General features: G+C 74.0%; 28 protein-coding genes. 21 read left to right on the plus strand and 7 right to left on the minus strand.

Going from position 1 to position 26,996, the window contains the following annotated elements; all coding sequences use genetic code 11:
• The first annotated feature begins 44 nt into the window (after window positions 1-44).
• The 3 genes from ACFV4N_RS02005 to hpt are packed head-to-tail and all read left to right on the plus strand — an operon-like array spanning window position 45 to window position 2,579.
• Window positions 45-1,088: a zinc-dependent metalloprotease gene (locus ACFV4N_RS02005; RefSeq protein ID WP_499670618.1), complete on the plus strand. Its 1,044-nt coding sequence runs from the start codon at window positions 45-47 to the stop codon at window positions 1,086-1,088.
• A gap of 10 nt (window positions 1,089-1,098) precedes the next feature.
• Window positions 1,099-2,010, plus strand: a complete 912-nt coding sequence (gene tilS / locus ACFV4N_RS02010; RefSeq protein ID WP_499670619.1) for a tRNA lysidine(34) synthetase TilS — start codon at window positions 1,099-1,101, stop codon at window positions 2,008-2,010.
• A 17-nt stretch (window positions 2,011-2,027) separates the two neighbouring features.
• Window positions 2,028-2,579, plus strand: a complete 552-nt coding sequence (hpt, locus tag ACFV4N_RS02015) for a hypoxanthine phosphoribosyltransferase (RefSeq protein WP_499670689.1) — start codon at window positions 2,028-2,030, stop codon at window positions 2,577-2,579.
• A 25-nt stretch (window positions 2,580-2,604) separates the two neighbouring features.
• On the opposite strand, the gene ACFV4N_RS02020 is transcribed toward hpt, so the two are convergent.
• Entirely contained in the window at window positions 2,605-4,305 is a 1,701-nt protein-coding gene (locus ACFV4N_RS02020) for a substrate-binding domain-containing protein (RefSeq protein ID WP_499670620.1), read from the minus strand.
• A 431-nt stretch (window positions 4,306-4,736) separates the two neighbouring features.
• Here ACFV4N_RS02020 and ftsH point away from each other — a divergent pair, with 431 nt between their 5' ends.
• From ftsH to ACFV4N_RS02055, 7 genes are read left to right on the plus strand one after another with little or no spacing between them, the layout of a single operon-like run.
• Complete coding sequence (ftsH, locus tag ACFV4N_RS02025) at window positions 4,737-7,070, plus strand: ATP-dependent zinc metalloprotease FtsH (RefSeq protein WP_499670621.1); 2,334 nt, start codon at window positions 4,737-4,739, stop codon at window positions 7,068-7,070.
• The gene (gene folE, locus ACFV4N_RS02030) at window positions 7,067-7,699 is read left to right on the plus strand and encodes a GTP cyclohydrolase I FolE (RefSeq protein ID WP_499670622.1); all 633 of its coding nucleotides are present in this window, start codon (window positions 7,067-7,069) and stop codon (window positions 7,697-7,699) included. The genes ftsH and folE overlap by 4 nt, the downstream gene beginning before the upstream one ends.
• Window positions 7,696-8,526, plus strand: coding sequence for a dihydropteroate synthase (gene folP, locus ACFV4N_RS02035; RefSeq protein WP_499670623.1), 831 nt, complete (start codon window positions 7,696-7,698; stop codon window positions 8,524-8,526). The genes folE and folP overlap by 4 nt, the downstream gene beginning before the upstream one ends.
• Window positions 8,519-8,881, plus strand: coding sequence for a dihydroneopterin aldolase (folB, locus tag ACFV4N_RS02040; RefSeq protein ID WP_499670624.1), 363 nt, complete (start codon window positions 8,519-8,521; stop codon window positions 8,879-8,881). The genes folP and folB overlap by 8 nt, the downstream gene beginning before the upstream one ends.
• Window positions 8,874-9,356: a 2-amino-4-hydroxy-6-hydroxymethyldihydropteridine diphosphokinase gene (gene folK, locus ACFV4N_RS02045; protein ID WP_499670625.1), complete on the plus strand. Its 483-nt coding sequence runs from the start codon at window positions 8,874-8,876 to the stop codon at window positions 9,354-9,356. The genes folB and folK overlap by 8 nt, the downstream gene beginning before the upstream one ends.
• A gap of 51 nt (window positions 9,357-9,407) precedes the next feature.
• On the plus strand, window positions 9,408-9,860 hold the full coding sequence (locus tag ACFV4N_RS02050; protein WP_499670626.1) for a DUF3180 domain-containing protein: 453 nt from the start codon (window positions 9,408-9,410) through the stop codon (window positions 9,858-9,860).
• 50 nt (window positions 9,861-9,910) lie between these two features.
• The gene (locus tag ACFV4N_RS02055; protein ID WP_499670627.1) at window positions 9,911-11,932 is read left to right on the plus strand and encodes a DUF6779 domain-containing protein; all 2,022 of its coding nucleotides are present in this window, start codon (window positions 9,911-9,913) and stop codon (window positions 11,930-11,932) included.
• 48 nt (window positions 11,933-11,980) lie between these two features.
• On the opposite strand, the gene ACFV4N_RS02060 is transcribed toward ACFV4N_RS02055, so the two are convergent.
• The 3 genes from ACFV4N_RS02060 to ACFV4N_RS02070 all read right to left on the minus strand — a co-directional run bounded on the left by ACFV4N_RS02060 (window position 11,981) and on the right by ACFV4N_RS02070 (window position 14,074).
• Entirely contained in the window at window positions 11,981-13,045 is a 1,065-nt protein-coding gene (locus tag ACFV4N_RS02060; RefSeq protein ID WP_499670628.1) for an NADH-quinone oxidoreductase subunit D, read from the minus strand.
• A gap of 21 nt (window positions 13,046-13,066) precedes the next feature.
• Entirely contained in the window at window positions 13,067-13,513 is a 447-nt protein-coding gene (locus ACFV4N_RS02065; protein ID WP_499670629.1) for a DUF1203 domain-containing protein, read from the minus strand.
• A gap of 114 nt (window positions 13,514-13,627) precedes the next feature.
• On the minus strand, window positions 13,628-14,074 hold the full coding sequence (locus ACFV4N_RS02070) for a MarR family winged helix-turn-helix transcriptional regulator (protein WP_499670630.1): 447 nt from the start codon (window positions 14,072-14,074) through the stop codon (window positions 13,628-13,630).
• A 49-nt stretch (window positions 14,075-14,123) separates the two neighbouring features.
• Between ACFV4N_RS02070 and ACFV4N_RS02075 the strand changes: the two genes are divergently transcribed.
• On the plus strand, window positions 14,124-14,444 hold the full coding sequence (locus tag ACFV4N_RS02075) for a cupin domain-containing protein (protein WP_499670631.1): 321 nt from the start codon (window positions 14,124-14,126) through the stop codon (window positions 14,442-14,444).
• Between the two features lie 11 nt (window positions 14,445-14,455).
• On the opposite strand, the gene ACFV4N_RS02080 is transcribed toward ACFV4N_RS02075, so the two are convergent.
• A complete protein-coding gene (locus ACFV4N_RS02080; protein WP_499670632.1) occupies window positions 14,456-15,367 on the minus strand; it encodes an SAM-dependent methyltransferase in 912 nt (303 codons plus the stop codon).
• A 75-nt stretch (window positions 15,368-15,442) separates the two neighbouring features.
• On the opposite strand from ACFV4N_RS02080, the gene ACFV4N_RS02085 reads away from it, so the two are divergent.
• The 5 genes from ACFV4N_RS02085 to ACFV4N_RS02105 all read left to right on the plus strand — a co-directional run bounded on the left by ACFV4N_RS02085 (window position 15,443) and on the right by ACFV4N_RS02105 (window position 19,762).
• Window positions 15,443-16,567, plus strand: coding sequence for a PrsW family intramembrane metalloprotease (locus ACFV4N_RS02085; protein ID WP_499670690.1), 1,125 nt, complete (start codon window positions 15,443-15,445; stop codon window positions 16,565-16,567).
• 90 nt (window positions 16,568-16,657) lie between these two features.
• Window positions 16,658-17,542: a Rossmann-like and DUF2520 domain-containing protein gene (locus ACFV4N_RS02090; protein ID WP_499670633.1), complete on the plus strand. Its 885-nt coding sequence runs from the start codon at window positions 16,658-16,660 to the stop codon at window positions 17,540-17,542.
• A gap of 6 nt (window positions 17,543-17,548) precedes the next feature.
• Window positions 17,549-18,439 carry a pantoate--beta-alanine ligase gene (gene panC, locus ACFV4N_RS02095; RefSeq protein ID WP_499670634.1) on the plus strand — a complete coding sequence of 297 codons (891 nt, stop codon included), beginning with the start codon at window positions 17,549-17,551 and terminating at the stop codon, window positions 18,437-18,439.
• Between the two features lie 13 nt (window positions 18,440-18,452).
• Complete coding sequence (gene panD / locus ACFV4N_RS02100) at window positions 18,453-18,965, plus strand: aspartate 1-decarboxylase (protein WP_499670635.1); 513 nt, start codon at window positions 18,453-18,455, stop codon at window positions 18,963-18,965.
• A gap of 11 nt (window positions 18,966-18,976) precedes the next feature.
• Window positions 18,977-19,762, plus strand: coding sequence for a type III pantothenate kinase (locus ACFV4N_RS02105; RefSeq protein WP_499670636.1), 786 nt, complete (start codon window positions 18,977-18,979; stop codon window positions 19,760-19,762).
• A gap of 6 nt (window positions 19,763-19,768) precedes the next feature.
• Here the strand turns inward: ACFV4N_RS02105 and ACFV4N_RS02110 are convergent, their stop codons facing one another.
• Entirely contained in the window at window positions 19,769-20,527 is a 759-nt protein-coding gene (locus ACFV4N_RS02110) for a class I SAM-dependent methyltransferase (RefSeq protein WP_499670637.1), read from the minus strand.
• A gap of 63 nt (window positions 20,528-20,590) precedes the next feature.
• On the opposite strand from ACFV4N_RS02110, the gene lysS reads away from it, so the two are divergent.
• The 5 genes from lysS to ACFV4N_RS02135 all read left to right on the plus strand — a co-directional run bounded on the left by lysS (window position 20,591) and on the right by ACFV4N_RS02135 (window position 25,948).
• Window positions 20,591-22,102, plus strand: coding sequence for a lysine--tRNA ligase (lysS, locus tag ACFV4N_RS02115; RefSeq protein WP_499670638.1), 1,512 nt, complete (start codon window positions 20,591-20,593; stop codon window positions 22,100-22,102).
• 116 nt (window positions 22,103-22,218) lie between these two features.
• Window positions 22,219-22,566 carry a histone-like nucleoid-structuring protein Lsr2 gene (locus tag ACFV4N_RS02120; RefSeq protein ID WP_499670639.1) on the plus strand — a complete coding sequence of 116 codons (348 nt, stop codon included), beginning with the start codon at window positions 22,219-22,221 and terminating at the stop codon, window positions 22,564-22,566.
• A 459-nt stretch (window positions 22,567-23,025) separates the two neighbouring features.
• The gene (locus tag ACFV4N_RS02125) at window positions 23,026-24,027 is read left to right on the plus strand and encodes a FecCD family ABC transporter permease (RefSeq protein WP_499670640.1); all 1,002 of its coding nucleotides are present in this window, start codon (window positions 23,026-23,028) and stop codon (window positions 24,025-24,027) included.
• Entirely contained in the window at window positions 24,024-25,139 is a 1,116-nt protein-coding gene (locus ACFV4N_RS02130) for a FecCD family ABC transporter permease (RefSeq protein WP_499670641.1), read from the plus strand. The genes ACFV4N_RS02125 and ACFV4N_RS02130 overlap by 4 nt, the downstream gene beginning before the upstream one ends.
• Window positions 25,136-25,948 carry an ABC transporter ATP-binding protein gene (locus ACFV4N_RS02135; protein WP_499670642.1) on the plus strand — a complete coding sequence of 271 codons (813 nt, stop codon included), beginning with the start codon at window positions 25,136-25,138 and terminating at the stop codon, window positions 25,946-25,948. The genes ACFV4N_RS02130 and ACFV4N_RS02135 overlap by 4 nt, the downstream gene beginning before the upstream one ends.
• Here ACFV4N_RS02135 and ACFV4N_RS02140 read toward each other — a convergent pair.
• Window positions 25,933-26,811 carry a (2Fe-2S)-binding protein gene (locus ACFV4N_RS02140; RefSeq protein ID WP_499670643.1) on the minus strand — a complete coding sequence of 293 codons (879 nt, stop codon included), beginning with the start codon at window positions 26,809-26,811 and terminating at the stop codon, window positions 25,933-25,935. The genes ACFV4N_RS02135 and ACFV4N_RS02140 overlap by 16 nt on opposite strands.
• Between the last annotated feature and the right edge of the window lie 185 nt (window positions 26,812-26,996).

Raw genomic sequence — 26,996 nt, forward strand, 5'->3', positions numbered from 1 at the left:
GCTGGAGTGTCGCCCGACCGGTCCGCGCCGGTAGCGTCAACGGGGTGAACCCGGCGACGCAGGACCGCAGCGCCCCGAGCGGGCAGGCCCCAGGCAACCGGACGACGGTCGACTGGGACCTGGCCGTCACCACCGCGACCAAGCTCCTCCGCCCCGGGCCGGTGGTGCCCCGGGCCGAGGCCGACGTGGCCGTGCACCGGCTGCGCGAACTGGCCGTCGACGCCGAGGCGCACGTGCGCGAGCTGACCGGCCTCGGGCACGACCTGCCGCTCAAGTCCGGCGAGGTCGTGGACCGGCCCGGCTGGGTGCGGGCCGCCGTGCAGGGCCTCGCCGCGCTGACCGACGACGCGCTGCCCCGACAGTCCGGCGCGTTCGGCGGCGTCCTGGCGGGCACGGCGGGCGTGCAGGCGGGCGTGGTCGTCGCGTTCCTGAGCGGTCGGGTGCTCGGCCAGTACGACCCGTTCTCCGAGGGCGGCAGGCTGCTGCTCGTGGCCCCCAACATCGTCGGCGCCCAGCGGTCCCTGGACGTGCCCGGCGAGGAGTTCAGCATGTGGGTGTGCCTGCACGAGAGCACCCACCGGCTCCAGTTCACCGCCGTGCCGTGGCTCGCCGGGCACTTCTCGGGCCTGGTGACGACGCTGCTCGGCACCATGGACGAGGGCTCCGCGCCGCGCCTGCGCGACCTGCCCAGGCGGCTGCGCGAGGCGGGCGGCGTGGTCGACCTGCTCCAGAGCCCCGCCCAGCGGGACGTGCTGGACCGGCTGCTCGCCCTGTCCACGCTGCTGGAGGGGCACGCCGACCACGTGATGGACGCCGTCGGCCCGGAGGTGGTGCCGTCGGTCCGCGTCATCCGCGAGCGCTTCACCGCCCGCCGCAAGGGCGGCGGCGTGCTCGACCGGGTGCTGCGCACGCTGCTCGGCGTCGAGGCCAAGGTCCGGCAGTACGCCGAGGGCGCGGCGTTCACCGGCCACGTGGTCGACGCGGTCGGCATGGAGCGCTTCAACACCGTCTGGACCGGCCCGGAGACCCTGCCGACGCGCGCCGAGATCGCCGACCCGGCCTCCTGGCTGCGCCGCGTCCAGCCGTGAGGCACCGGCCGTGAACGGGCCGCTGGCCGAGGTGCGCGTGGCCGTGCGGCGGTTCCTGGACGAGCACCGCCCGGAGGAGGTCGCCGTGGCGGTGAGCGGCGGCGCGGACTCGCTCGCGCTGGCCGCCGTCACCGCGAAGCTGACCCCCGCACGGGCGGTCGTGGTCGACCACGGGCTCCAGGACGGCTCGGCGCGGGTCGCCGAAGAGGCCGCGCGGACCTGCCGCGACCTGGGCCTGGACGCCGAGGTGCGCCGGGTCGAGGTCACCGGGCCGGGTGGTCCCGAGGCCGCCGCCCGGCGGGCCAGGTACGCGGCGCTGAGACCCGAACGCGGGCTGGTGCTGCTCGGCCACACCCGGGACGACCAGGCCGAGACCGTGCTGCTCGGCCTGGGGCGCGGCTCGGGGGCGCGCAGCATCGCCGGCATGCGCCCGCACGACCCGCCGTGGGGCCGCCCGCTGCTGGGCGTGCCCAGGTCCACCACCGCCGCCGCCTGCGCCGAACTGGGGCTCGCCCCGTGGCACGACCCGCACAACGAGGACCCCCGCTACACCAGGGTCCGGCTGCGCCGGGAGGTGCTGCCGCTGCTGGAGGACGTGCTCCAGGGTGGTGTCGCGGACGCCCTCGCCCGCACCGCCGCCCAGTTGCGGGAGGACAACGACGCCCTGGACGAGCTGGCCGAGGCGTTCGACGGCGACTGCTGCGCGGTGGCCGAGATCGAGTCCCTGCCCGCCGCCCTGCGGCGGCGCGTGCTGCGGCGGTGGCTGCTCGGGAGGAACGTGCCCGAGTTGTCCGACTCGCACCTCCGGCGGGTGGACGCCCTGGTGAGCGACTGGCGAGGTCAGGGCGGGGTGTGGTTGCCGGGCGGCTTTGTGGCTCGGCGCGCGCATGGCAGGCTGGACGTGGAACCAGTGCAGGCATGACCAAAGGGGAACCGTCCGTGTACGACGGCGACATCAGCTCCGTCCTCATCACCGAGCAGGAGATCAGCGACAAGGTGGCCGAGCTGGCCAACAAGGTCGCCGCCGACTACCCCGCCGACGGCGAGAACGACCTGGTCCTGATCACCGTGCTCAAGGGCGCGGTCATGTTCATGACCGACCTGGCGCGTGCCCTGCCGGTGCCGGTGCAGCTGGAGTTCATGGCGGTGAGCTCCTACGGCTCGTCGACCTCGTCGTCCGGCGTGGTGCGCATCCTCAAGGACCTCGACCGCGACATCGCCGACCGCGACGTGGTCATCGTCGAGGACATCATCGACTCGGGCCTGACCCTGTCGTGGCTGCTCAAGAACCTGGCGTCGCGCAAGCCGCGGTCGCTGGAGGTGTGCACGCTGCTGCGCAAGCCGGACGCGGTCAAGGTCGAGGTGCCGGTGAAGTACGTGGGCTTCGACATCCCCAACGAGTTCGTGGTCGGCTACGGCCTGGACTACGCCGAGCGCTACCGCGACCTGCCGTACATCGGCACGCTGGACCCGAAGGTTTATTCGAGCTGACGCGAGGCCGCGCCGGAGGCGCGGCCTAACAGTTCGGCCTACAGCGGCGCTGGGAGATCGCGTCCAGCAGCACGCCGCGGATGTCCTCCGGCTCCAGGGCCTGGTATGCCTTGCCGCCGGTGGCCTCGGCGATCTGCCTGAGCGCGTCCATGTCGGCGTCCTGGCCCAGGCCGACCATCATCATCGGCACGGGTCGGGCCGGGTCGGCCTCCTCGCGCAGCGTGGTCAGCAGCGAGGGCAGGTCGATGCTGGAGATGTCGTCGTTGCTGCCGTCGGTCATCAGCGTGACCGAGTTGATCATCGACGGGTCGTAGGTCCGCTGCACGTGGCGGAACGCGGCCAGCACGGTGTCGTTCAGCGCGGTGCCGCCGCCGACCAGGGCGGGCAGGCCGTTCGCGCCCTTCTGGAGCTGCACGCGCCGCGGCGCGCCCGCGATCGGCTCGCCCAGCGGCCCGATCGGCACCAGCTCGACCCAGTCGTTCGGCGGCTTCTTGTTCGTGGAGAACGCCCACAGGCCGATCTCCGAGGTGTCCGGCAGCATGCCCAGGGCGGTCAGCGCGGCCTCCTTGGCCGCGTCGACCCTGGTCTGGCCGTTGCTCGTCGTCTCGGCCATGGAGCCGGACACGTCCAGCACGGCCAGCAGCCGCGTGTCGAGGCTGACCGCGCCCCAGGTGCGCAGCAGCTCGGAGACCTCGTCGGGGGACGGCGTGCCCAGGGTGGTCACGTCGTCGCCGCGCACGCCGTCGGCCTCGTTGGTCCAGCCCTCGGGCGCCTCGCCGCCGGGGGTGCGGAAGCCCTGCTCGGCGAACCGCTGGGCGGTGCGGCCGGTGCGCAGCGCCTCCTCGAAGCCGGCCGCGGCGGCCTCGGTGCCCGCCGGCTCGCCGACCCGGCCCACCCGCACCACCGGGAAGTCGAACGCGACCGTGCCCTCCTTCGGGTAGGAGGCGACGACCCGGCGCGACCCGGCGGCCCGGTTGGCCTCCAGCACGGACTGCTCGGAGGCGGTGAACACCGGCGCGTCCTCGGTGCCCTGCACGACCTTGCCGAACGCGTCGCGCACGGACGGCAGCGCGTTCCGGCCGACCCGCAGCAGGGCGCCGATCAGCTCGGGCTTGGGCGTGCCGTCGGGGTTGCCGAGCTGCGCGCGCACGACCGCCAGCGTGGCCAGGCCCTCGGTGGACGTGGTCGGGTCGCTCAGCGTCACCGACACCTTCGGGTCGACGACCCTCGCCCAGCTCACGGGCGTGACGGGCCAGCCGAGCGAGGTCATCGCCCGCTCGGAGCCCGCGATCACCAGCGGCGAGGTGGCCAGCGGGTCGCGGACCTCCAGCCGCGGCGCGTCCGCGCCCTGGTCGCCGGCCTGCCGCTGGGTCTCCGCCGCCCACATGGACGAGTCCGGCACCCACAGCGCGGGCGGGTTGATCTGGGCGGTGGGCAGCTCCTTGGCCACGTCGGCCGCGCCGCGCGCCTCCACCTGCACCTGGACGCACTTGCCGTCCACCACGGGCTGGGTGGCCAGGTAGTCGTCGGCGGCGCCCCGGACGACCTCCTCGACCGCGGGCGTGACCGCGACCTTGAGCGGGAGGGTGCCCCGGCACTCGGGGCCGCTGGTGGCCCGGATCGCCACGACGGCCACGCCGGCGGCCGCCACGACGCCGATCAGCGCGCCGACCGGCAGGGCGACGCGGCGGAAGCGACCGGGGGCCGTTCGGTTGCGCGCTGGCATGTTGTTCACACCTTCGCTCAGTGTTCACCCGGTTGGGCGCTACAGGGGACTCGCGGTAATTGCCGAGGATGACAGGTGAGCATCACATGACAACCTCTCGTGTTGCACGTCACCCGAGTGCTGCTCATGTTCTCGCTACCTGCTAGTAACGCACCACTCCCGGTGAGGGTTACGGACCGGAACGCCGACCGGTTCACCCCCGGCGCCCGTCCGACTGAACCGGTTCGACCTGCGATCCGTGTTCGCGGTCACCGGGTACCCCCGGGCGGGAACACCGGGCGGCCCCCGCCCGTTGGTCCGGCAAGACACGACGGGTCCCGCACGCGGAGCACTCCGCCCGAGCACGGGCGGTAGGCTGGTCGGACGGGTGTGCCCGTCCGCGCCCGTCGACAAGTCAGGGAGGGTCGAGGCCGCCCGCCGGCCGTAAGTGCATGGACCGCAAGCGCCTGCTTCGCAACCCGCTGCTGTGGATCGTGGCGGTGTTGCTGCTCTTCTACGCCTTCAACGTGCTCTTCGACGACAACCGGGGCTACACCCCGATCAAGACGTCCCAGGCACTGCAACAGATCCGGGACGGCCAGGTCAAGGAAGCCACGATCGAGGACAAGGAGCAGCTGCTCAAGCTCACCCTCAACGACGGGGTGACCGTCGAGGGCAGCAACCGCGTGCGGGCGCAGTTCCCGGCGAGCTCCACGGACGAGATCTTCACCATCCTCGACGAGGCGCCCAACGACCCCGTCCTGGAGACCAAGGTCACCCAGGACTCGTTCCTGATGCAGATGCTGCTGTACCTGGTCCCGCTGGGCCTGCTGCTGCTCCTGCTGATGTGGATGATGAACAACGCCCAGGGCGGCGGCAACCGCGTCCTCAACTTCGGCAAGTCCAAGGCCAAGCAGCTCTCCAAGGACATGCCCAAGACGACGTTCGCCGACGTGGCGGGCGCCGAGGAGGCGGTCGAGGAGCTCTACGAGATCAAGGACTTCCTCCAGAACCCGGGCCGCTACCAGGCCCTGGGCGCCAAGATCCCCAAGGGCGTGCTGCTCTACGGCCCCCCCGGAACCGGCAAGACGCTGCTCGCGCGCGCCGTGGCCGGCGAGGCCGGGGTGCCGTTCTACTCGATCTCCGGCTCCGACTTCGTCGAGATGTTCGTCGGCGTCGGCGCCTCGCGCGTGCGCGACCTGTTCGAGCAGGCCAAGCAGAACGCGCCCTGCATCATCTTCGTGGACGAGATCGACGCGGTGGGCCGCCACCGCGGCGCCGGCCTGGGCGGCGGCCACGACGAGCGCGAGCAGACGCTGAACCAGCTGCTCGTCGAGATGGACGGCTTCGACTCGCGCGGCGGCATCATCCTGATCGCCGCCACCAACCGGCCCGACATCCTCGACCCGGCGCTGCTGCGCCCCGGCCGGTTCGACCGGCAGATCCCGGTGTCCGCGCCCGACCTGAAGGGTCGCAAGCAGATCCTGCGCGTGCACGCCAAGGGCAAGCCGTTGGCCCCGGACGTCGAGCTGGACGGCCTGGCCAAGCGCACCGTCGGGTTCTCCGGCGCCGACCTGGCCAACGTGATCAACGAGGCCGCCCTGCTGACCGCCCGCCAGAACGGCACCGTCATCACCAACGGCGCCCTGGAGGAGTCGGTCGACCGCGTGATCGGCGGTCCGGCCCGCAAGAGCCGGATCATCTCCGAGAAGGAGAAGAAGATCACCGCCTACCACGAGGCCGGGCACGCCCTGGCCGCGTGGGCGATGCCGGACATCGACCCGGTCTACAAGGTCACGATCCTGGCCCGCGGCCGGACGGGTGGTCACACCCTGTCCGTCCCGGAGGAGGACAAGGACCTGATGACCAGGTCGGAGATGATCGCCCGGCTGGTGTTCGCGCTGGGTGGCCGCTCCGCCGAGGAGCTGGTCTTCCACGAGCCGACCACGGGCGCGTCCAACGACATCGAGCAGGCGACCAAGATCGCCCGCGCGATGGTCACCGAGTACGGCATGTCCGCCCGGCTGGGCGCCGTCAAGTACGGCCAGGAGGGCGGCGAGCCGTTCCTCGGCCGCACCGCCGGCAAGCAGGCGGACTACTCGCTGGAGGTCGCGCACGAGATCGACGAGGAGGTGCGCGAGCTGATCGAGGCCGCGCACACCGAGGCGTACGAGGTGCTCAACACCTACCGCGACGTGCTCGACGCGCTGACCCTGGAGCTGATCGAGAAGGAGACCCTGCACCAGAAGGACCTGGAGCGGATCTTCGCCACGGTCGAGAAGCGGCCCCGGATCACCAAGTTCAACGAGTTCGGCAACCGCACCCCCTCGGACAAGCCGCCGGTCAAGACCCCGGCGGAGCTGGCCAAGGAGCGCGGCGAGCCGTGGCCGCCCGCGATCGAGGACGTGCGCGACGCGGAGCCCTCGGTGCCGGACCCGACGCCCGCGCCGCCGGTCAACCCGAACGGGCCGAACGGCAGCAACGGCGCGCAGTACCCGCAGCCGCACCAGCCGGCGCAGCCCGGCCAGCCGTACGGCGGCCAGCAGTACCAGGGCCAGCAGTACCAGGGCCAGCCGTACGCGGGTCAGCAGTACCAGGCCCAGCCGCAGGCGCCGCACGCGCCGTCGGCCGTGCCGCCGAACTACGGCGCGCCGCCCGGGTGGACCCCGGCGACCGCACCGGGCGGCGGGGTGGCCCAGCCGCCGTGGCAGCCGCAGCCGGAGCAGCCGCAGGACGCCGAGGCCGGCAAGCGGAACTTCGAGACGGATCCGGACAACCGCACGTGACCGAGATCGACCAGACCGGCCTCCCCGGAAACGGGGAGGCCGGTCTCGCACGCCGGCCCTTCGACCAGAAGCGCGCCGAGGCCGCGGTGCGCGAGCTGCTGCTCGCCTGCGGCGAGGACCCCGAGCGCGAGGGCCTGCGCGACACGCCGGCGCGCGTGGCGCGGGCGTACCGCGAGCTGTTCGCGGGCCTGTTCACCGACCCGGACAGCGTGCTGGCCAAGACGTTCGACGAGTCGCACGAGGAGTTGGTGCTGGTCACCGACATCCCGATGTACTCGTTCTGCGAGCACCACCTGCTGCCGTTCCACGGCGTGGCGCACGTCGGCTACATCCCGAACGAGCGCGGTCGGGTGACCGGCCTGTCCAAGCTGGCGCGGCTGGTCGACCTGTACGCCAAGCGGCCGCAGGTGCAGGAGCGGCTGACGTCGCAGATCGCGGACGCGCTGGTGCGCCGGCTCGAACCGCGCGGCGTGATCGTGGTCGTCGAGGCGGAGCACCTGTGCATGGGGATGCGCGGCGTGCGCAAGCCCGGCTCGCGGACCACCACCTCGGCCGTGCGCGGCCTGCTGCGGGACTCGGCGTCGTCCCGCGCGGAGGCGATCGAGCTGATCAGGGGGCGCCTCCGGTGAGCGTGGCCAGGCCGGACCGCTGCGTCGTGGTGGGCGTGCTGAACGTCACCCCCGACTCGTTCTCCGACGGCGGCCGCTACCTGGGGTTCGACGACGCCGTGGCGCACGGCGTGGCCATGTTCCGGCGGGGCGCCGACCTGGTGGATGTGGGCGGCGAGTCGACCCGGCCGGGCGCGGAGCGGGTGGACCCGGAGGTCGAGGCCGCGCGGGTCGCGCCGGTGATCCGCGCGCTGGTCGCGGAGGGCGTGCCGGTCAGCGTGGACACGATGCGGGCGCGGGTGGCCGAGGCGGCGCTGGAGGCGGGCGCGTCGATCGTCAACGACGTGTCCGGCGGGCTGGCCGACCCGGCGATGATCCCGCTGGTCGCGTCGGCGCGCGTGCCGTACGTGCTGATGCACTGGCGCGGGCACAGCCGGGAGATGAACCGGCTGGCCGTGTACGACGACGTGGTGAAGGACGTGCGGGACGAGCTGTGCCGCCAGGTGGACGCGGCGCTGGCCGCGGGCGTGGCCGAGGACGACGTGGTGCTCGACCCGGGCCTGGGCTTCGCCAAGGACGCCGACCACAACTGGCAGCTGCTCAACCGCCTCGACGCGCTCGTCTCGCTCGGGTTCCCGGTGCTGGTGGGCGCGTCCCGCAAGCGCTTCCTCGGCTCGCTGCTGGGCGGTCGCGAGCCGGACGGCCGCGAGGACGCGACCGCGGCGGTCTCGGCGCTGGCGGCGTTCAACGGCGCCTGGGGGGTGCGGGTGCACGACGTGGCGAAATCGCTGGACGCGGTCGCGGTGGCCGGTGCGTGGAGGGCGGGCAGAGGTGGCTTCGGTGGCTGACCGGATCTCGCTGCGCGGCCTGCGCGTGCGCGGCTTCCACGGCGTGTTCGAGCACGAGAAGCGCGACGGCCAGGACTTCCTGGTCGACATCACGGCCTGGCTGGACCTGTCCCGCGCGGCGGCGACCGACGACCTGCGGGAGACGCTGCACTACGGCGAGCTGGCCGAGCGGGCGGCGGCGATCGTGGCCGGCGGACCGCACGACCTGATCGAGACCGTGGCGGGCAAGGTCGCGGACGAGGTGATGACCGACCTGCGGGTGCGTGCGACCGAGGTGACGGTGCACAAGCCGTCCGCCCCGATCCCGCTGGCGTTCGCGGACGTGTCCGTGACCATCCGGAGGACCCGTGACTAGGGCGGTGCTGTCGATCGGGTCGAACCTCGGCGACCGGCTCGGGTACCTGCGGGCCGCGGTGGAGGGCTTCGCCGGGTCCCTGGTGGCGGTGTCCCCGGTGTACGAGACCGCGCCGTGGGGCGTGACCGACCAGGACGACTTCCTCAACGCCGTGCTGGTCGTGTCCGGCGACGAGGACGAGTGGGGCTGGCTGCGGCGCGGCCAGGCGCTGGAGGAGGCGTCGGGGCGGGTCCGGGAGCGCCGCTGGGGGCCGCGGACGCTGGACGTGGACGTGGTGGTGGTGGACGGGGTGACGTCGTCGGACCCGTCGCTGCTGCTGCCGCACCCCGGGGCGTTCGAGCGGGCCACGGTGCTGGTGCCCTGGCTGGACGTGGAGCCGGGCGCGGTGCTGCCCGGCCACGGGCGGGTGGCGGACCTGGTGGCGGGGCTGGACCTGAGCGGTGTCACCCGGAGGGATGACCTTTCGCTCCGGTGACCCCGCGAGGGCCGTTCCGGGCGACCGCTCGGTTTCGGGGACGATGGTGGGGTGAGGTTCACCAAGCCCCGTGACCTGCTCGCCGCCGGACTCGTCGCGGGTCTGCTCGCGCACCTGCTGGTCAGGCTCTCCTACGACACGCTGCCGCCGCTGCCGACGTTCGCCGGGTTCACCCTGCTGGTGATCGCGGCGGTGAACCTGTGGCTCGCGTTCTCGCTGCGCGCCCGGATCCTGCGCAAGCCCGGCGCGGAGCCGGTGCAGCCGCTGACCGCCGCGCGGGCCGTGGCGCTGGCCAAGGCGTCGTCGCTGCTCGGGGCGATCATGCTCGGCGCGTGGGCCGGTGTGCTGGTCCACGTGCTGCCGGTGCGGGACGAGTTCGAGGCGGCGGGCCACGACGTGGTCAGCGCCGTCGTCGGGATCGTGTGCGCCGCCGCGCTGATCGGCGCCGCCCTGTGGCTCGAGCACTGCTGCAAAACGCCGACCGACCCCCACCGCGACGAGTGAATGCGGACGCCGAGGTCTCAATCGGATAACTGACCGGTACGGTAGACGCCATGACCGGGCGAGGCGCGTCGGACGATGACGAGCAGCAAGATCACGGTCGTGGCTCCGGGCGACTGCTGCTGGTAGCGGCGTTGGCGCTCGCCCTGGGTGCCGCGGCGGTGCTCGTGCTCAGCGACAACGCCCGCTGGCTGCGCCTGGCCGTGGTCGCCGCGCTGTGGGCGGCCCTGGTGGGCGCCTTCCTGGCCGCCCGCTACCGCAGGCAGGTCGCGGACCGCGACGACGAGGTGGCCGACCTCCAGTCTGTCTACGAGCTGGAGCTGGAGCGCGAGGTCGCCGCGCGTCGCGAGTACGAGCTCGAGGTCGAGGCCGAGACCCGCAAGCGGGTCCAGGAGGAGGCCAAGGACGACCTGGAGGCGCTGCGCGAGGAGCTGCGCGCCCTGCGGGAGAACCTGGAGGCCCTGCTCGGCGGCGAGGTCCTGGTGGAACGGGTGGCGCTGCGCGCCGAGTCGACGCGGATGCGCGCCCTGTCCGACCAGGCCCGGCTGATGGCGGTGGGTGACCAGCGGATCATCACCGCAGGGACCGCGCTGCCCGCCGCGGGCGCCAAGAAGACCGCGAACAAGGTCGTGGGGAAGACGGCGGACAAGCCCTCGGCGGACCGCACGGAGCTGATCGAGCGGGTGAACCACGACGCGCCCCGCAAGGAGCAGGTTCGGCGACCCGAACCGGCGCGCCCGGAGCCGGTGCGGCGGGAACCGGCCCAGCCGGTGCGCCGGGAACCCGCCCGCGCGGACCGGCAGCGCCCGGCGCCCCAGGCCGCGGCCGCGGTGCGGCGCGAGGCGGCGCCCGCGGTGGAGCCCAAGGTGGAGTCGACCGAGCGCGTGGGCCGGGTGGAGGCGGGCCGGGCGGAGGTGGGCCGGGCAGAGGTGGCGAACCGCCTGACCCCGGCCGAACCCGCCCGCGCGCCGGAACCCGCCCAGGACGAGTACGCGCCGACCGAGCACGGCGGCCAGCGGCGCAGCCGGGTGGCCGAGCGCACCGAGATGATCAGCCGGGAAGCGGTGACCCGGGTGCGGCAGGCGGAGGCCCAACCGGCGCGCCGCCCGGACCCCGCCCGGGTGGAGGCGACGCGGGCGGTCCCGGTGCGCCGGTCGCCCGCCGAGCGCGCGTCCGGCCGGGCTCCGGCCGAGCCGGCCGGCGAGCACCGCCCGGTGGCGGAGGACCGCCCCGGTTCCGCCCGGGTGGACCTGGCCGGCGAGCACCGCCCCGTGACGAGCACGGCGGGCCGCCGCCCGAGCCTGGAAGCGCGACGCGCCGAACTGACCGGCGAGCACCGGCCCGTGACGGGGGACCCCCGGCGGTCGCCCGCCGAGTTCGCCGGCGAGCCCAGGCCCGTGCCGGGGGCGCACGCCACGCCGACCGGGACGCACCAGCCGGTGACGGGGGCGCGCGCGAACCAGACCGGGACGCACCAGCCTGTGGTGGCCAGGCGGGCCGAGCAGACCGGGACGCACCAGCCGGTGGTGGGCGCACGTCCGGACCAGGCCGGGGCACCTCAGCCGGTGGCGGGTAGGCGGGCGGAGCAGACCGGCACGCACCAGCCGGTGGCAGGTAGGCGAACCGAGCAGACCGGTACGCACGAGCCGGTGGCGGGCAGGCGGGCCGAGCAGTCGGGCACGCACCAGCCGGTGGCGGGTGCGCGGGCGGACCAGGCCGGGAGCCACCGCCCCGTGGCCCCCGAGAGGGGCCGCAGGTCCGCCGAGGCGGCACGCCGCGCGTCGGCCGAGCTGGAGGGGCGGCCGGGACGCCGGTCGGTGGAGCGGCTGGAGGCGGAGGCCGCGTCCTCCGCGGGTCGCCGCCGGGCGCCGGAGCCCACCGAGGCGGGCGGTCGCCGCCGTGCCGAGGAGCACGGCGACACGTGGGAGGAGATCTCCAAGCCGAGCCGGCGCAAGGCCCCCGAACCGGCGGAACCCGCCGGCGCCCACGCGGACGGCAAGTCGGTCAGCGAGCTGCTCGCCGCGTTCGGCGGGGCCGATTCGCCACGCCGCCGCCGGCGGCGCGGCGGGGACTGAGCCTGTCGGGGGACTGAGCCTGCCGGGGACTGAGCCCGCTGTTTGCCGCTACTTGTCGATGTCGCCCACGACCACGGCGAACGACCCCAGCACCGCCGGCAGGTCGGCCACTCGCGTGCCCGGCAGCAGCGCGGACAGCGCCTGCACGTTGTTGAACGACGGCGTCCGCAGCTTCAACCGCCACGGCGTCTTCTCGCCCCGCGACGCCAGGTGCACCCCGGACGTGCCCAGGGGCGCCTCCACCCACGTGTAGACCGACCCCTCGGGCGCCTTCACGGCCTTGGGCAGCCGCACGTTCACCGGTCCGCCCGGCAACCGGTCCAGGCACCGCCCGGCCAGTTCGACGGACTGGCGCACCTCGTCCACCAGGCACCGGACCCGCGCCAGCGCGTCGCCTTCCGCGCGCACCACCGGCCGCACGTCCAGGCCCGCGTAGCCGGGCAGCGGGTCGTCCCGGCGCAGGTCGAAGTCCACCCCGGACGCCCGCCCGATCGGGCCGGTCACCCCGAACGCCAGCGCGTCCTCCCGGCTGAGCACGCCGAGGCCGGCCAGGCCGGTCGGGGCCTCGCCGGGGTCCACCCGGGCCAGCACCTCGCGCACCCGGTCGGTCCAGCCCGCCGGGACGTCCTCGCGCAGGCCGCCGATCCGGTTGAACATGAAGTGGATCCGCCCGCCGGACGCCTCCTCCAGCACGGCCTGCACCGCGTCGCGGTCGCGCGTCCCGGTGAGCGGGGCCAGGAACACCAGGTGCGCCATGACCCGGTTCAGCTCGCACAGCACGGCGCGCAGCACCTGGGCGCGCGGCGGCACGTCCATGCCGGTCATGCGCTCCACGGCCAGCGCGACGGCCAGTTCGTTGCAGAACGCGGCCAGCCAGTCGTGCCGGTTGGCGAGGGTCAGGACCTGCCGGTAGTCGCGGACCTCGAACAGCTTCTCCGCGCCCCGGTGCAGGTGCCCCACGAGCGGTTCGGCGGCGGTGATGACCTCGTCGTCGCGGACGGTCAGCCTCAGCCGGTACGCGCCGTGCGCCGACGGGTGCAGGGGGCCCAGGTCGACCACCCGGTCCACGCCCAGGTGGCGCGCCCCGGCCCCCACGCCAACGGTGATCTCCACCCGGTCATGCTCGCACGGCCGCTAATCGCGGGTGACGGCGAACAGGAAGCAGCCGTGCGACGCGCTCCGCACCTGCACCTCGACCACCTCCGGGTCGTCGAGCAGGCCGCGGACGCCGTCCTCCAGCCGCTCCGGCGCCGCCACCACGCCGTCGTGGATCCGGCCGTCCGCCGTGTACGCCCGCAGCAGGCGCTGAGCGTGCCGGAAGGCTTCCGGGAGCACCGCGGTGGTCTCCGGCCCGCCGCACGGCTCGGCGTGCGCGAACACCGGTCCGACCTCCTCGTAAGGCCCCCGACCGGCGGTCGGCGAGTAGCGGAACAGCACCACCGGCTCACCGGCGCCGGCGCGGCGCAGGCAGCACCTCAGCGGCACGCCCGGCGACTCGGGGTGCAGTTCGTGGTGCTCGTCGGCGCCTGCTCGGGCTCGGGCGCGGTCCAGGACGTCGGCGGGCAGGGCGTGAATCCTCATGGACCCAGGTTCACCCGGGAGGGTGCGCGGGAGCCGGCGGTCTTCGGCCCTGGAGGCGGAAGACCGGCCCCGCCTCACCGGCCCGCTCCACCGGCCCCGCCTCACCGGACCGCGTCACCAGACCGGCCGGAGGCCGCCCTCCGCGCCCTCCAGGTACGCCTCCAGCGCCCCCCGCACCGCGGCCACCCGCTCACTACCGACGGTCGCCGCGAACTCCTCCTCCAGTTCGCCCCACAGCGCGTCGGCCAGGTCCAGGTACGCGCGGCCCTTCCCGGTCAGCTCCAAGGCCTGCGCCCGGCGGTCGGTGGGGTGCGCGGTGCGGCGGACGTAGCCCCAGTCCACCAGTTCGGCCACGGTCTTGGTCGCCGCCTGCTTGGTCACGCCCAGGTGCCCGGCCAGCTCGACGGCGGTGCGGGCGTCGCCGCCGGCCAGGAAGCGGAAGGCGAAGCCGTGGGCCGGGCGCAGCGGCTCCAGGTCCGGCGCCCGTTCGGCGAGCCGCGCGTGGAACCGGTCGGTCATCACGCGGAAGGTGCGGGCGAACAGCATCGACACGGGCTCCACGACCGCCTAGTCTGCAACTAGACAACCAAGTTGACTAATTGGAGGACCGATGTTCGAGCGCCACGGGTTCGTCTTCACGCCGCACGCCACCCCGTCGCGGGGCAGCACCCAGATCGCCCTGTGGACGGTGGAGGTGCCGCCGGACGCGCGCGGCGAGCGGCACAGCGTCGACAAGGAGGAGGTGTTCCACGTGCTCGCCGGCCGGGTCTCGGTCCACGGCCGGGACGTCGGTCCCGGCGAGACCGTCGTCGTGCCGCCGCACACCGACTTCGAGCTGGTCGGCGGCCCGGCCACGGTGCTGGTGGCCACCTCCGTCGGCATCACCGGGCTGGTCGGGGAGGAGCGGATCACCCCGCCCTGGGCCCAGTAGCCCCCCGGGCCTCAGGGTCGCCAGGGCGGCAGGGGCGGCAGCAGGTCGGACACCGGCACGCCCACCCCGTGCAGGAGCCAGCCGAACGAGCCCAGGCCGCCCACCGCCCGCAGCTCGGCCACCCGGGACGCCCGCTCGGCCGCCGCCAGCCAGTCGCCGGCGGCCGGGTCCACCGCACCGCCCAGGCCCAGCGCGCCGAGCGCGTCCCGCTGGGACACCAGCACCCGCTCCCCGCCGGCCGCCGCGCCGCACGCGTCCAGCGCCACGTGCGCGGTCAGGTCGCAGCTCCCGTCGAACACCGGCTCCACCCGCCGCCCGCCGCGGTAGGCCGCGAACGTGCCCGCCGCGTACCGGCCCGCCACCCGGTCCGCCCGGACGTGCCCGTAGTCCACCGCCAGGGCCGCGCCGGCCGACACCCGCGCCACGGCGTCCGCCCACGCCGCGTCCCGGGGCGCGCCCACCTCCGCCCGCTCGCCCTCCCGCACCGGCCACCACCGGGCCAGCCACGCGTCGTCCGACGGGCCGGTGACCAGCGGGCACGGGATCGCGTCCAGCCACTCGTGCCCCACCAGCAGGCCGCGCACCGACGCCGGCAGCTCCCGCACCCACCGCACCCCCGGCAGGAACCGGGCCGGCCCGACGTCCACCGCCGTCACCACCAGCCGGGGCGCCAGCGCGGCCGGCGCCAGCGCCCGCACCGCCGCGGCCAGCTCGCCGCCGCCCGCGCCCACGTCCACGAAGTCCACCCGATCGGGTCGTCCGAGGGCGGCGTCGACCCGGTCCAGCAGCACCAGCAGCGCCTCGGCCAGCTCGGGCCCCACCAGGGGCGCGGTGCGGAAGTGGTCGGCGGGCACCTCGCCGCGCGTGAAGAACCCCGCCGGTCCGTACAGCGCCTCCCGCCAAGCGGATTCCGACTCCACCACCGGTCAAGTGTCCCTTTAAGGTTTCCGTCCGTGACCACTCCCGCCCGCAAGCGCGTCGACCAGCGCCGCTGGACAGTGCTGCTCCCGGTCGTCGGCCTGATCGCGTTGGGCGTGTCCGGGCTGGTGCTGCTCGGCCTGGGCACGAGCAGCGTCGGCCTGATGCCCATCCTGGTCGGCGCGCTGGCCGCCCTGGTGCCGGTCCTCGCGGTCATCGGCGCCTACCTGTGGGTGGACCGGTGGGAACCCGAACCGGCGAAGGTGCTGCTGCTGGCCTTCGCCTGGGGCGCGTGCGGCGCGACGATCACCTCGCTGGTGTTCAACCAGACCGCCTACGTGCTCGGCGAGCTGATCAACGGCGACGGCGCCACGTTCGCCGCCGTCGTCGGGGCGCCGGTGGTCGAGGAGGCCGCCAAGGCGGCGTTCGTCATCGGGGTGTTCCTGCGCCGCAGGCAGGAGTTCGACGGCGTGGTGGACGGCATCGTCTACGCGGGCGTCACCGCCGCCGGCTTCGCGTTCACCGAGAACATCTGGTACTTCGCCCGCGTCTTCGCCGACAGCGGGTTCGGCGACCTGAGCAGCGGCGTGATCGCGCTGTTCGTGCTGCGCGGCGTGCTCTCGCCGTTCGCGCACCCGCTGTTCAGCTCGCTGGCGGGCATCGGGATCGGCGTCGCGGCGATGACCGGCAACCGCGCGCTGAAGGTCGTCGCGCCCCTCCTGGGCTACCTCGCCGCGGTCGGCCTGCACTCGCTGTGGAACTTCTCCACCACGGTCGGCACCGGCTCCACGTTCATCAACCTCTACTTCCTGATCATGGTCCCGATCTTCGCGGGCATGGTGTGCATGGTCGTCTGGCAGCGCCGCCGCGAGCAGCGGGTCGTCGCGGCGCAGCTCCCCGCGATGGCCGAGCAGCGCTGGATCGCCTCCAGCGAGGTCACCCTGCTGGCCAGCCTCCAGGGGCGGCGGCGGTGGCGGCGCGCGGTCCGCCGCAAGGTCGGCGAGCCGGCGGCCAAGGCCGTCGCGGGCTACCAGGTGGCGGCCACGGAGCTGGCGTTCCTGCGGCACCGGATGGCCCAGGGCACGGCGGGCGCCGACGCCGACGAACGTCACGCGAAGCTGCTGCACGCCCTCGTCGTCGCACGTCAGGCCGCTGTGGACGCGCCGGGGGCGCTCAAGGCCGCGGGTGGCGTTCGTCGCAGTTGACCACCCCGGGCCACCCGCCGGATTACGCTCGCGGCCGTCGTCCGGTACCCGCTGGAAGGGACTGGAACGCCGCTTAAGGAGCTGTGTCGCATGGACGCGACCCCCCGCCCCGCGCGGCTGGCCGTGGGAGTCATCTCGGCCGGTCGGGTGGGCTCGGTGCTCGGCGCCGCGCTGTCCCGCGCGGGGCACGTGGTGAGCGCCGCCTCCGCCGTGTCGCGCGACTCGCTGCGCCGCGTCGAGGAACTGCTGCCGGACACCCCGGTGCTGCCCCCGCCCGAGGTCGCCGCCTCCGCGGACCTCGTGCTGCTCGCCGTGCCCGACGACGAGCTGCCCGGCCTGGTCCGCGGCCTGGTCGCGACGGGCTCGCTGCGCCAGGGCCAGATCGTCGTGCACACCAGCGGCGCGCAGGGCGCCGCCGTGCTCGCGCCCGCCGCCGGGGTCGGCGCGCTGTGCGTGGCGCTGCACCCCGTGATGACCTTCACCGGCCGCCCCGAGGACGTGGAGCGGATGAGCGCCTGCTCGGTCGGCGTCACCGCGGCCGACGGCGACGAGGTCGCCTGGAACGTGGGCGAGGCGCTCGTGGTGGAGATGTCCGCCGAGCCGGTCCGCGTGCCCGAGGCCGCCCGCCCGCTCTACCACGCCGCCCTCGCGCACGGCTCCAACCACCTGATGACCCTGGTCGCCGACTGCGCGGACCTGCTGCGCGAGGCGGGCGTCGCCAACGCCGAGCGGGTGCTCGGCCCCCTGCTGTCGGCCGCGCTGGACAACGTCCTGCGGCACGGCGACCGCGCGCTGACCGGCCCGGTGGCGCGCGGCGACGCGGGTACCGTGGCCAAGCACCTGGCGGTGCTCGCCGGCCACGAGGCCCTGCCCGCCTACCGGGTCCTGGCGCGCCGCACCGCGGCGCGCGCACAAACCGCCGGGCTGCTCAAGCCCGGACCGGCGTCCGACGTCCGCTCGACCCTCGAGGACTGACCAGGCATGACCAAGCCCCTCACCAAGGACGACTACAAGCCGGGCGACGTCACGGTGCACCACGACCCCCGGCGCCTGAACCGCGTCACCAAGGCGCTCAAGGCCGCCGGCCGCAACATCGCGCTGGTGCCGACCATGGGCGCGCTGCATGAGGGCCACCGCAAGCTGATCCGCGAGGCCCAGGTGCTCCAGAACACCGTGGTCGTCGTCTCCGTCTTCGTGAACCCCACCCAGTTCGGGCCGGGCGAGGACTTCGAGCGCTACCCGCGCACCCTGGAGTCCGATGTGGACATCTGCCGCGAGGAGCGCGTCGGCCTGGTGTTCGCGCCCTCGGTCGAGGACATGTACCCGGCGGGCAGCACGGTCACCGTCGACCCCGGCCCGCTCGGCGACGAGCTGGAGGGCGCGTCGCGGCCGGGGCACTTCGCGGGCGTGCTGACCGTGGTCGCGAAGCTGTTCAACATCGTGCAGCCCACCTACGCGGTGTTCGGCGAGAAGGACTACCAGCAGCTCACGCTCATCCACCGGATGGCGCGCGACCTGGACTTCCCGCTGGACGTCGTGGGCGTGCCGACCGTGCGCGAGCCCGACGGCCTGGCGCTGTCCTCGCGCAACCGCTACCTGTCCGACGCCGAGCGGCACGCGGCGACCGCGCTGTCCGCCGCGCTGGTGGCGGGCGCGCACGTCAGCGGCCAGGGCGCGGAGGCCGTGCTGGCGGCCGCCCGCGACACCCTCGCCGCCGAGCCCGGCGTGGCACCGGACTACCTGGAGCTGCGGGCGCCCGACCTCGGCCCGGCGCCCGAGAACGGCGACGCCCGGCTGCTGGTCGCCGCCCGCGTCGGCTCGACCCGACTGATCGACAACGCCGCCGTGCTGCTCGGCACCGGTGACGAGTAGAAGGGGGACCGCGGTGTTCCGCACCATGCTCAAGTCGAAGATCCACCGGGCCACCGTCACCCAGGCCGACCTGCACTACGTCGGCTCGGTCACGGTGGACGAGGACCTGATGGAGGCCGCCGACCTGCTGGCGGGCGAGCAGGTCGCGATCGTGGACGTCACCAACGGCGCGCGCCTGGAGACCTACGTCATCCCCGGCGAGCGCGGCAGCGGCGTGATCGGCATCAACGGCGCGGCGGCCCACCTGGTGAAGCCGGGCGACCTCGTCATCCTCATCGCCTACGGCCAGATGGACGACGCCGAGGCGCGGGCGTACCGGCCGAAGGTCGTGTTCGTCGACGCCGACAACCGGGTGGTCGACCTGGGCGCCGACCCGGCCCACGCCCCGGAGGGCTCCGGCCTGGTCAACGGCGGCACGTCCGCCCAGGCCAACGGGAGCCACGCCAACGGGGCGCAGGCCGAGGCGGCGCCCGCGGAGACCGAGGACGCGGCGGCGCTGGACGCGCTGATCCAGGCCGAGAACTAGGGGGAACGGCTGTGCTGCTCGCCATCGACGTCGGCAACACCAACATCGTCCTCGGCCTGTACGACGGCACCGGGGACAAGGCCGCCCTGGTCCGCGACTGGCGGATGCGGACCGACGCGCGGATGACGGCCGACGAGCTGGCGCTGACCATGCGCGGCCTGCTCGGCGAGTACGCGGACAAGGTCACCGGCATCTCGGCGCTGTCCACCGTGCCCGCGGTGCTGCGCGAGCTGCGCGTGATGCTGGGCCGCTACTACTCGTCCGTGCCGAAGGTGCTGGTCGAGCCGGGCGTGCGGACCGGTGTGCCGCTGCTGGTGGACAACCCCAAGGAGGTCGGCTCCGACCGGGTGATCAACACGCTGGCGGCGCACCACCTGCACAGCACCGCGTGCGTGGTGGTGGACTTCGGCACCTCGACCAACCTGGACGTCATCTCCGCCAAGGGCGAGTTCCTGGGCGGCGCGCTGGCGCCGGGCATCGAGATCTCGGTGGACGCGCTGGCCTCCCGCGCCGCGCAGCTGCGCAAGGTGGAGCTGGTGCGGCCCCGGTCGGTGATCGGCAAGAACACCGTCGAGTGCCTCCAGTCCGGCATCGTCTACGGGTTCGTCGGCCAGGTCGACGGCCTGGTGCGGCGGATCGTGGAGGAACTGCAGGCGAGCGAGCCGGGCCCGGTGACGGTGATCGCCACCGGCGGGCTCGCGCCCCTGGTGGTGGCCGAGTCGGCCACCATCCAGGCGCACGTGCCGGACCTGACGCTGCTGGGGCTCCGCCTGGTGTTCGAGCGGAACATGCGCTGACGCGGCTCAGCGCGTCGACCGCATCCGCTTGGTCAGCGTCCTCAGGGGCAGCTCGAACCCGTCGCCGGAGGTCTCGGGGGTGGCGGCGAGGAACGCGCGCATCCGGGCGTTGACCTCGTCGCGCTCCTCGGGCGGGATCACCAGCAGGTGCGAGTGGGTGTTGACGGTGGCCACCAGCGACTCGGCCGTGCGCGGCTGGGAGTGCCGGAACACCCGCTCCTCCGCGTCGGTGAAGGCATCGTGGTCGGGCATCCAGTCGCCGCGCGCGTCGTTCGAGCTGACGCTCGACCCGGCGACCCGGTTGAACTCGGCGAGCCACGGCACGGACACGTCGAACTCGTTCCACAGCGCCGCGAGCACGCCGCCGGGCCGCAGCACGCGCGCGATCTCCGGCAGCGCGCGCTCGGGGTCGAACCAGTGGAACGCCTGCCCCACCAGGACGGCGTCCACGGTGTCGTCCGGCACCGGGATGCGCTCGGCGCTGCCCGGCAGGGCCCGCGCCGAACCGTGCCGGCGCACCAGTTCGCCGAGCATCCCCTCGTCCGGCTCCACGGCGGTGACCTGGTGGCCCTCGCCGAGGAGCACGCCGGTCAGCTTCCCCGTGCCCGCGCCCAGGTCGAGCACCTCGAACGGGCCTTCGCCGCCCAGCGGCTCCAACGCCCACCGGACGGCCGCGACCGGGTAGTCCGGTCGGTGTTCCGCATATGCCTCGGCACGCGCCCCGAAGGAGTTCGCCCGCCGGGCCCGCAAGTCGTCTGACGTCACCGCACCGAGCCTAGTGAGAGCCGGTTCGAATACCGGGTGAGTTCTTCCGTACCCTTCCTCTCCGTGAGCGAGCAGCCGGCGATCCCTTCCGCGACCAGCGACGACGACCTCCCCGAGCAGATGCGGGTGCGCCGCGAGAAGCGGGCGCGGCTGCTGGAACGGGGTGTCGATCCCTATCCGGTCGAAGTTCCCCGCACGCACACGTTGCGCGAGGTGCGCGACGCCCATCAGGGGTTGGCCCCCGACACGACCACCGGTGACGTCGTGGGCGTGACCGGGCGGGTCATGTTCATCCGCAACACCGGCAAGTTGTGCTTCGCGACGCTGCGCGAAGGCGACGGCACCGAACTCCAGCTGATGCTGAGCCTGGACGGGGTCGGCGAGCGGGCGCTGGCCGAATGGAAGTCCGACGTCGACTTGGGCGACCACGTATTCGCGCACGGCGAGGTCATCACCTCGCGCCGCGGCGAACTGTCCGTGCTGGCCGACGAGTGGCGGTTGACCGCCAAGGCGCTGCGCCCGCTCCCGGTCGCGCACAAGGAACTCGCCGAGGAAACCCGCATTCGGCAGCGCTACGTGGATCTGATCCTGCGCGAGCAGGCGCGGAACACGGTGCGCAACCGGGCGGCCGTGGTCCGCTCGTTGCGGGAGTCGTTCCACCGGCGCGGTTTCGTCGAAGTCGAGACCCCGATGTTGCAGACGTTGCAGGGCGGCGCCACCGCCCGCCCGTTCGTGACCCGCTCGAACGCCCTGGACATCGACCTGTTCCTGCGCATCGCGCCGGAGCTGTACCTGAAGCGCTGCGTGGTCGGCGGTATCGAGAAGGTCTTCGAGATCAACCGCAACTTCCGCAACGAGGGCATGGACTCGTCCCATTCGCCCGAGTTCTCCATGCTGGAGTACTACGAGGCATACGCCACCTACGACACGAACGCGGTCCTCACCAGGGAGTTGATCCAGGAGGCGGCGATGGCGGTCGCCGGCTCGCACGTGGTGACGCTGGCCGACGGCGAGGAGTACGACCTCGGCGGCGAGTGGACCACGCTGGGCATGTACGAGTCGCTGTCGGAGGCGGTCGGCGAGGAGGTCGCGCCGGAGACCACCGCGGAGCGGCTGCGGGAGCTGGCCGACAAGCACGGCCTGGAGGTGGATCCCAAGCTGGGCCACGGCAAGCTGGTCGAGGAGCTGTGGGAGCACCTGGTCGGCGACGGCCTGCACGCGCCCACGTTCGTGCGCGATTTCCCGGTCGAGACGTCCCCGCTCACCCGGCAGCACCGCACCCGTCCGGGGGTGGCCGAAAAGTGGGACCTGTACGTGCGCGGTTTCGAGTTGGCCACGGGATACTCCGAACTGGTGGACCCGGTGGTCGAGCGGGAGCGCTTGGAAGCCCAGGCGCGCCTTGCGGCCGGCGGCGACGTCGAGGCGATGCCGGTCGATGAAGACTTTCTGCGATCGCTGGAGTACGGAATGCCACCGAGCGGCGGGGTCGGAATGGGCATCGACCGCCTCCTCATGGCGCTCACCGGTCTCGGTATCCGGGAGACGATCCTGTTCCCCCTCGTGCGCCCGGAATGAGTAACTTCTCGGACTCCGGGCGGCGGATTACGCTACTTGTGCGCTAACCTGCACTCGCCAATGCTTTAGGTCGCGGTCGGGGAGCACACCGCGCATTCGAGTCCAGGAGGATACGCATGGCGCAGAAGGTCACCGTGACCCTGGTCGATGACCTGGACGGTGGGCAGGCCGAGGAGACGGTCGGTTTCGGTTTGGACGGTGTGTCCTACGAGATCGACCTTTCTGCGGGCAATGCGTCCAGGCTTCGCGAGGCCCTCGCCGACTTCGTCGCCAGCGCGCGCAAGGCCGGTGGCCGCAAGCGCGGTCCTGGTCGGCCCGCCGGTGTGAAGGCGGCGCGTCCGGCCTCGGCTGACCGGGAGCAGAACCAGGCGATTCGGGAGTGGGCCCGCAAGCAGGGCATGAAGGTCTCGGACCGGGGCCGCATCCCGGCCGAGGTGCTGGAGGCTTACCACCAGCAGGGCTGACGGCCACGTGGCGCAGGCCACGGGCAATTACGTCAATCGACGAAGGGGCGCCGGGTATTCCGGCGCCCCTTGGTTGTTTTTCCGCACCCACTCGGGTGGGCTCCGCCGGGTGACTCGGCGGGCTTGTGGTGAGCGATCGGGTGAGGGCTTGATGCGCGCCGGATGAGGGCGGCGGCGGACTTGTGGGGGCTCGCGGGCGGAGTTGCGCGGGGTTGGCCGGCGGAAGTCCCACCGGCTCCCGAGGCGCGGTCTCGCGGGCGCGGGTGAGGTGATCTCCGCGGTGGCCGGCGGGCGTTGAAGATCCATTTTGTTCACCCGTTCCCCGCAGCGGTGATCTTCTGTTCGGACTTCGCTCGTCTCGATTGGTTGTGGTGTTCGGCACGTCGAGTGCCACGCCTCTCACCCGATCGTGTTCGGTTAGGCTGCCCTCACCTGGTCTGGACTGGTGAGGGGGAAACCTTGGGCCTCCGCGCCACCCGCCTGCCCGCGCTCCTCGGCGCCCTGTCCGGCGTGCTGGTCCTCGTGGCCCTGGCGAGCGTCGCCGTGGGCGCCCGGGACATCCCGCTCGACGAGGTGTGGCGGGCGCTGACCGCGCCGACCGGGGCCGAGGGCGACGTGGTCGTGCGCGAGCTGCGGGTGCCCAGGACGGCCCTCGGCGTGGCGGTCGGCGCGGCCCTGGGCGTCGGCGGCGCGCTGATGCAGGGCCACACCCGCAACCCGCTCGCCGACCCCGGCATCCTCGGCGTCACGCAGGGCGCGTCGTTCGCGGTGGTCCTGTCGATCTTCACCCTCGGGGTGGGCGACCTCTACGGGTACGTGTGGTCGGCCTTCGCGGGCGCCCTGGCGGCGAGCGTGGTGGTGTTCCTGCTCGGGTCCGGCCGGTCCGGGCCGACGCCGGTGACCCTGGCCCTGGCGGGCGCGGCGGTGTCGGCGCTGATGACGGGCCTGGTGTCCGCGCTGGTGCTGCTGGACCGGCAGAGCCTGGACGCGTTCCGGTTCTGGCAGGTCGGCGGCCTCGCCGGGCGCGAGCTGTCGGTGCTGTGGCAGGTGCTGCCGTTCCTGCTGGTCGGGCTGGTGCTGGCGGCGTTCAACGCGGGCGGCCTCAACGCGCTGGCCCTGGGCGACGAGGTGGCCCGGTCGCTCGGGCACCGCGTCCTGGCGACCCGCGTGGTGGGCGTGGTGGCGATCACGCTGCTGGTGGGCGGTGCGGTGGCCGCGTGCGGGCCGATCGGGTTCGTCGGGCTCGTGGTGCCGCACCTGGCGCGGGCGCTGACCGGGCCCGACCACCGGTGGCTGCTGCCGTTCTCGGGGGTGGTGGGCGCGGTGGTGCTGCTGGCGGCCGACGTGGTGGGGCGGGTGCTGGCGCGGCCCGGCGAGCTGGACGTGGGCATCGTGATGGCGCTGGTGGGCGCGCCGTTCTTCATCGCCCTGGTGCGGCGGCGGAAGCTGGTGAAGCTGTGAGCCGGGGTGGGGCGGCCGGGGCCGACGCCGGTGCCGGTGCGCGTGGCGGGGTGCGCGGCGGGGTCGCCGGGGTGCGGCTCGGGCCGGTGTCCTGGCGGCTGCGCCCGCGGCCGTTGGCGCTGGTCGTCGCGGGGTTGGCGGCGCTGGCCGTCGCCGGCGGGGTCGCGGTCGGGCTCGGCGACGTGCCGATCGGGCTGGGCCGGGTGTTCGAGGTGCTGCTCGGCGGCGGGACGCACGGGCAGCGGTTCATCGTGCTCGACCTGCGCCTGCCCAGGGTGCTGACCGGGGTGTGCGTCGGCGCCGCGTTCGGGATCGCCGGCGCGGTGTTCCAGTCGATCGCGCGCAACCCGCTGGCCAGCCCGGACGTGCTCGGGATCAGCGGTGGCGCCGCGGTGGGCGCGGTGCTCCTGATCACCTTCGCCGGGTCGTTCGGCGCGGTCGGCGGCGCGGCGGCGAGCGTCGGGGTGCCGCTCGCGGCGCTGGGCGGCGGGCTGGTGGCCGGGCTGCTGGTGCACGGGCTGGCGTGGCGGCGCGGCATCGAGGGCTTCCGGCTGGTGCTCGTCGGCATCGGCGTGGCCGCGGTGGCGGTCAACGCCACCAACTACCTGCTGACCGTCGGCGACGTCAACGACGCGGCGCGGGCCATGGCCTGGCTGACCGGCAGCCTGAACGGCCGCGGCTGGGAGCACGTCGTGCCGGTCGCGGCGGCGCTGGCGGTCCTGCTGCCGGTGGCGCTGGTGGCCTCCCGGTCGCTGGGCGCGCTCCAGCTCGACGACGACACGGTGCGCGGGCTGGGCGTGCGGCTCGACCGGGCGCGCGGCGGCCTGCTGCTGCTGGCGGTCGTGCTGGCGTCCGTGGCCACGGCGGCGGCCGGGCCGGTGGCGTTCGTGGCGCTGGTGTCGCCGCAGGTCGCGCTGCGCCTGGCGGGCACGGCCACACCGCCGGTGATGGGGTCCGCGGTGGTCGGCGCGCTGCTGGTGGTGGTGTCCGACCTGGTCACGCGGGTCGCGTTCGGCGGGGTGGAGCTGCCGGTCGGCGTGGTGACCGCGGTGCTCGGCGCGCCCTACCTCATGTACTTGCTGGTCCGCGGGCGTCGGGAGGCACGGGTATGACCGGGGTGGGCGCGGCGTCGGGGGTCCGGCTGCGGGCGCGGGCGCTGTCCGTGGGCTACGGCGAGCGGCTGGTGGTGTCCGGGCTGGACCTCGACGTGCCGTCCGGCTCGGTGACGGCCGTCATCGGGCCCAACGGGTGCGGCAAGTCGACGCTGCTGCGGGCGCTGGGACGGCTGCTGCCCGCCCGCTCGGGCGAGGTGCTGCTGGACGGCGAGCGCATCGACCGCAAGCCCACCCGCGAGGTGGCGAAGGTGCTGGCGGTGCTGCCGCAGTCGCCGCGGGCGCCCGAGGGGCTGACCGTGGCCGAGCTGGTGGCGCGCGGCAGGCACCCGCACCAGGCCTGGTACCGCCAGTGGTCGGCCGAGGACGAGGCCGCGGTCGCGTCGGCGCTGGAGATGACCGGCATGGGCGGGCTGGCCGACCGGGCCGTGGACGAGCTGTCCGGCGGGCAGCGGCAGCGGGCGTGGATCTCGATGGCGCTGGCCCAGGGGACCGACCTGCTGCTGCTCGACGAGCCGACGACCTACCTGGACCTGGCGCACCAGATCGACGTGCTGGACCTGGTGCAGCGGTTGAACTCGGAGTTCGGGCGGACCGTGGTGATGGTGCTGCACGACCTCAACCTGGCCGCCCGGTACGCCGACCGGCTGGTGGCGATGAGGGACGGCGGGGTCGTGGTGGCCGGCACGCCCGAGGAGGTGCTGACCGAGGAGACCCTGCTGGAGGTGTTCGGGCTGGACGCCAGGGTGGTGGTCGACCCGGTGGCGGGCACGCCGCTGGTGGTGCCCATCGGTCACCGGCACCGGTGAGGGGCGGCAGGGCCGCTCAAGCTCGGGGAGGGCCGCTCAGGCAGGGCCGCTCCGCACACCCTCGGGCACGTGGCGCAGGCCTCGGCGCCCGGCAGGACGTAGTGGAAGCAGCAGCTCTCGCGGCGGCGCGTCCAGCCCGTCGCGGTCGACCGCAGGGTCGAGGCCGAGGTGAACGGCTCCAGCTTGGCGGGCAGCAGCAGCGACGCGTCCACCACGCCGGAGGCCTCGTCGCCGCACATCTGGCCCGCCGTCCACGCGGCGCTGTCCAGGGCGTCGGTGGCCGCGGCCCACAGCATCCGGCGGCCCAGCCGCACGGTCGGGCCGAACGCGGCCACGAACGCCGCGCCGTGCGCCGCGAACCTGGCCCGCAGGAGCGAGGCCAGGGCGTTCTCGTCGGCGACGACGGTGGCCGCCGGGTGGTTGCCCGCCGGGTCGTCGGGCAGGCACGCGAAGTCGTCGGTCAGCAGGGCCACGCCCATGGTGTGCGGCCGGCCGGAGCCCGCCACCTTGATCGCCACGTCGGCCGGGCGCAGCGACGGCACCCGGCGGGCCATGTGGAACAGCACGCCGCCCAGCACGCCGACGACGTTGAGGTACCAGCTCATGACGTACCCGGCGGTGGTGCGCTCCGGGGCCTCGCCGTACTGCTCCCGCAGCCACTCGGCCAGCGCGCCGCGCCAGGCGTCGAACCGCGCCGGCTCCGAGGTGAACTCCGCGCACGTCGTCCACGCCGCGCGCTCGGCCGGGTCGACCGGCAGGCCGAACCGCACCTCGAACCCCGTGGCCAGGGAAGCCGCCCTGGTCAGGGACTCGGACAGGGGAGTCGTCGCCTCGCGTGCGGTCACCCTCGCCGGTACGGTCATGTCCAGAAGGTCCTCAACGTCCGTGGGTCGTCGCCGGGGTGGTTCGCCAAGCCTCACCCGAGGGGTTCCTCAGGCTTGCCTAACCTTACCGAGGTTCGCCTAACTTAACCCCATCTGGTGACACCGGTCACGTGCGGGACGCCGAACGGCTGAATGTTCGCGCTCAGCGGACAGCGCCCGCTCCG

The sequence above is a fragment of the Actinosynnema sp. NPDC059797 genome, from assembly GCF_042732085.1.
Taxonomy (GTDB): Bacteria; Actinomycetota; Actinomycetes; order Mycobacteriales; family Pseudonocardiaceae; genus Actinosynnema.

What these genes read in the sequence shown, in the direction of transcription:
- ACFV4N_RS02020 (WP_499670620.1), bottom strand. Translation starts at nt 4,305, where the DNA reads ATGCCAGCGCGCAACCGAACGGCCCCCGGTCGCTTCCGCCGCGTCGCC.
- ftsH (WP_499670621.1), top strand. Translation starts at nt 4,737, where the DNA reads ATGGACCGCAAGCGCCTGCTTCGCAACCCGCTGCTGTGGATCGTGGCG.
- ACFV4N_RS02055 (WP_499670627.1), top strand. Translation starts at nt 9,911, where the DNA reads ATGACCGGGCGAGGCGCGTCGGACGATGACGAGCAGCAAGATCACGGT.
- ACFV4N_RS02065 (WP_499670629.1), bottom strand. Translation starts at nt 13,513, where the DNA reads ATGAGGATTCACGCCCTGCCCGCCGACGTCCTGGACCGCGCCCGAGCC.
- ACFV4N_RS02075 (WP_499670631.1), top strand. Translation starts at nt 14,124, where the DNA reads ATGTTCGAGCGCCACGGGTTCGTCTTCACGCCGCACGCCACCCCGTCG.
- ACFV4N_RS02090 (WP_499670633.1), top strand. Translation starts at nt 16,658, where the DNA reads ATGGACGCGACCCCCCGCCCCGCGCGGCTGGCCGTGGGAGTCATCTCG.
- panC (WP_499670634.1), top strand. Translation starts at nt 17,549, where the DNA reads ATGACCAAGCCCCTCACCAAGGACGACTACAAGCCGGGCGACGTCACG.
- ACFV4N_RS02120 (WP_499670639.1), top strand. Translation starts at nt 22,219, where the DNA reads ATGGCGCAGAAGGTCACCGTGACCCTGGTCGATGACCTGGACGGTGGG.
- ACFV4N_RS02135 (WP_499670642.1), top strand. Translation starts at nt 25,136, where the DNA reads ATGACCGGGGTGGGCGCGGCGTCGGGGGTCCGGCTGCGGGCGCGGGCG.
- ACFV4N_RS02140 (WP_499670643.1), bottom strand. Translation starts at nt 26,811, where the DNA reads ATGACCGTACCGGCGAGGGTGACCGCACGCGAGGCGACGACTCCCCTG.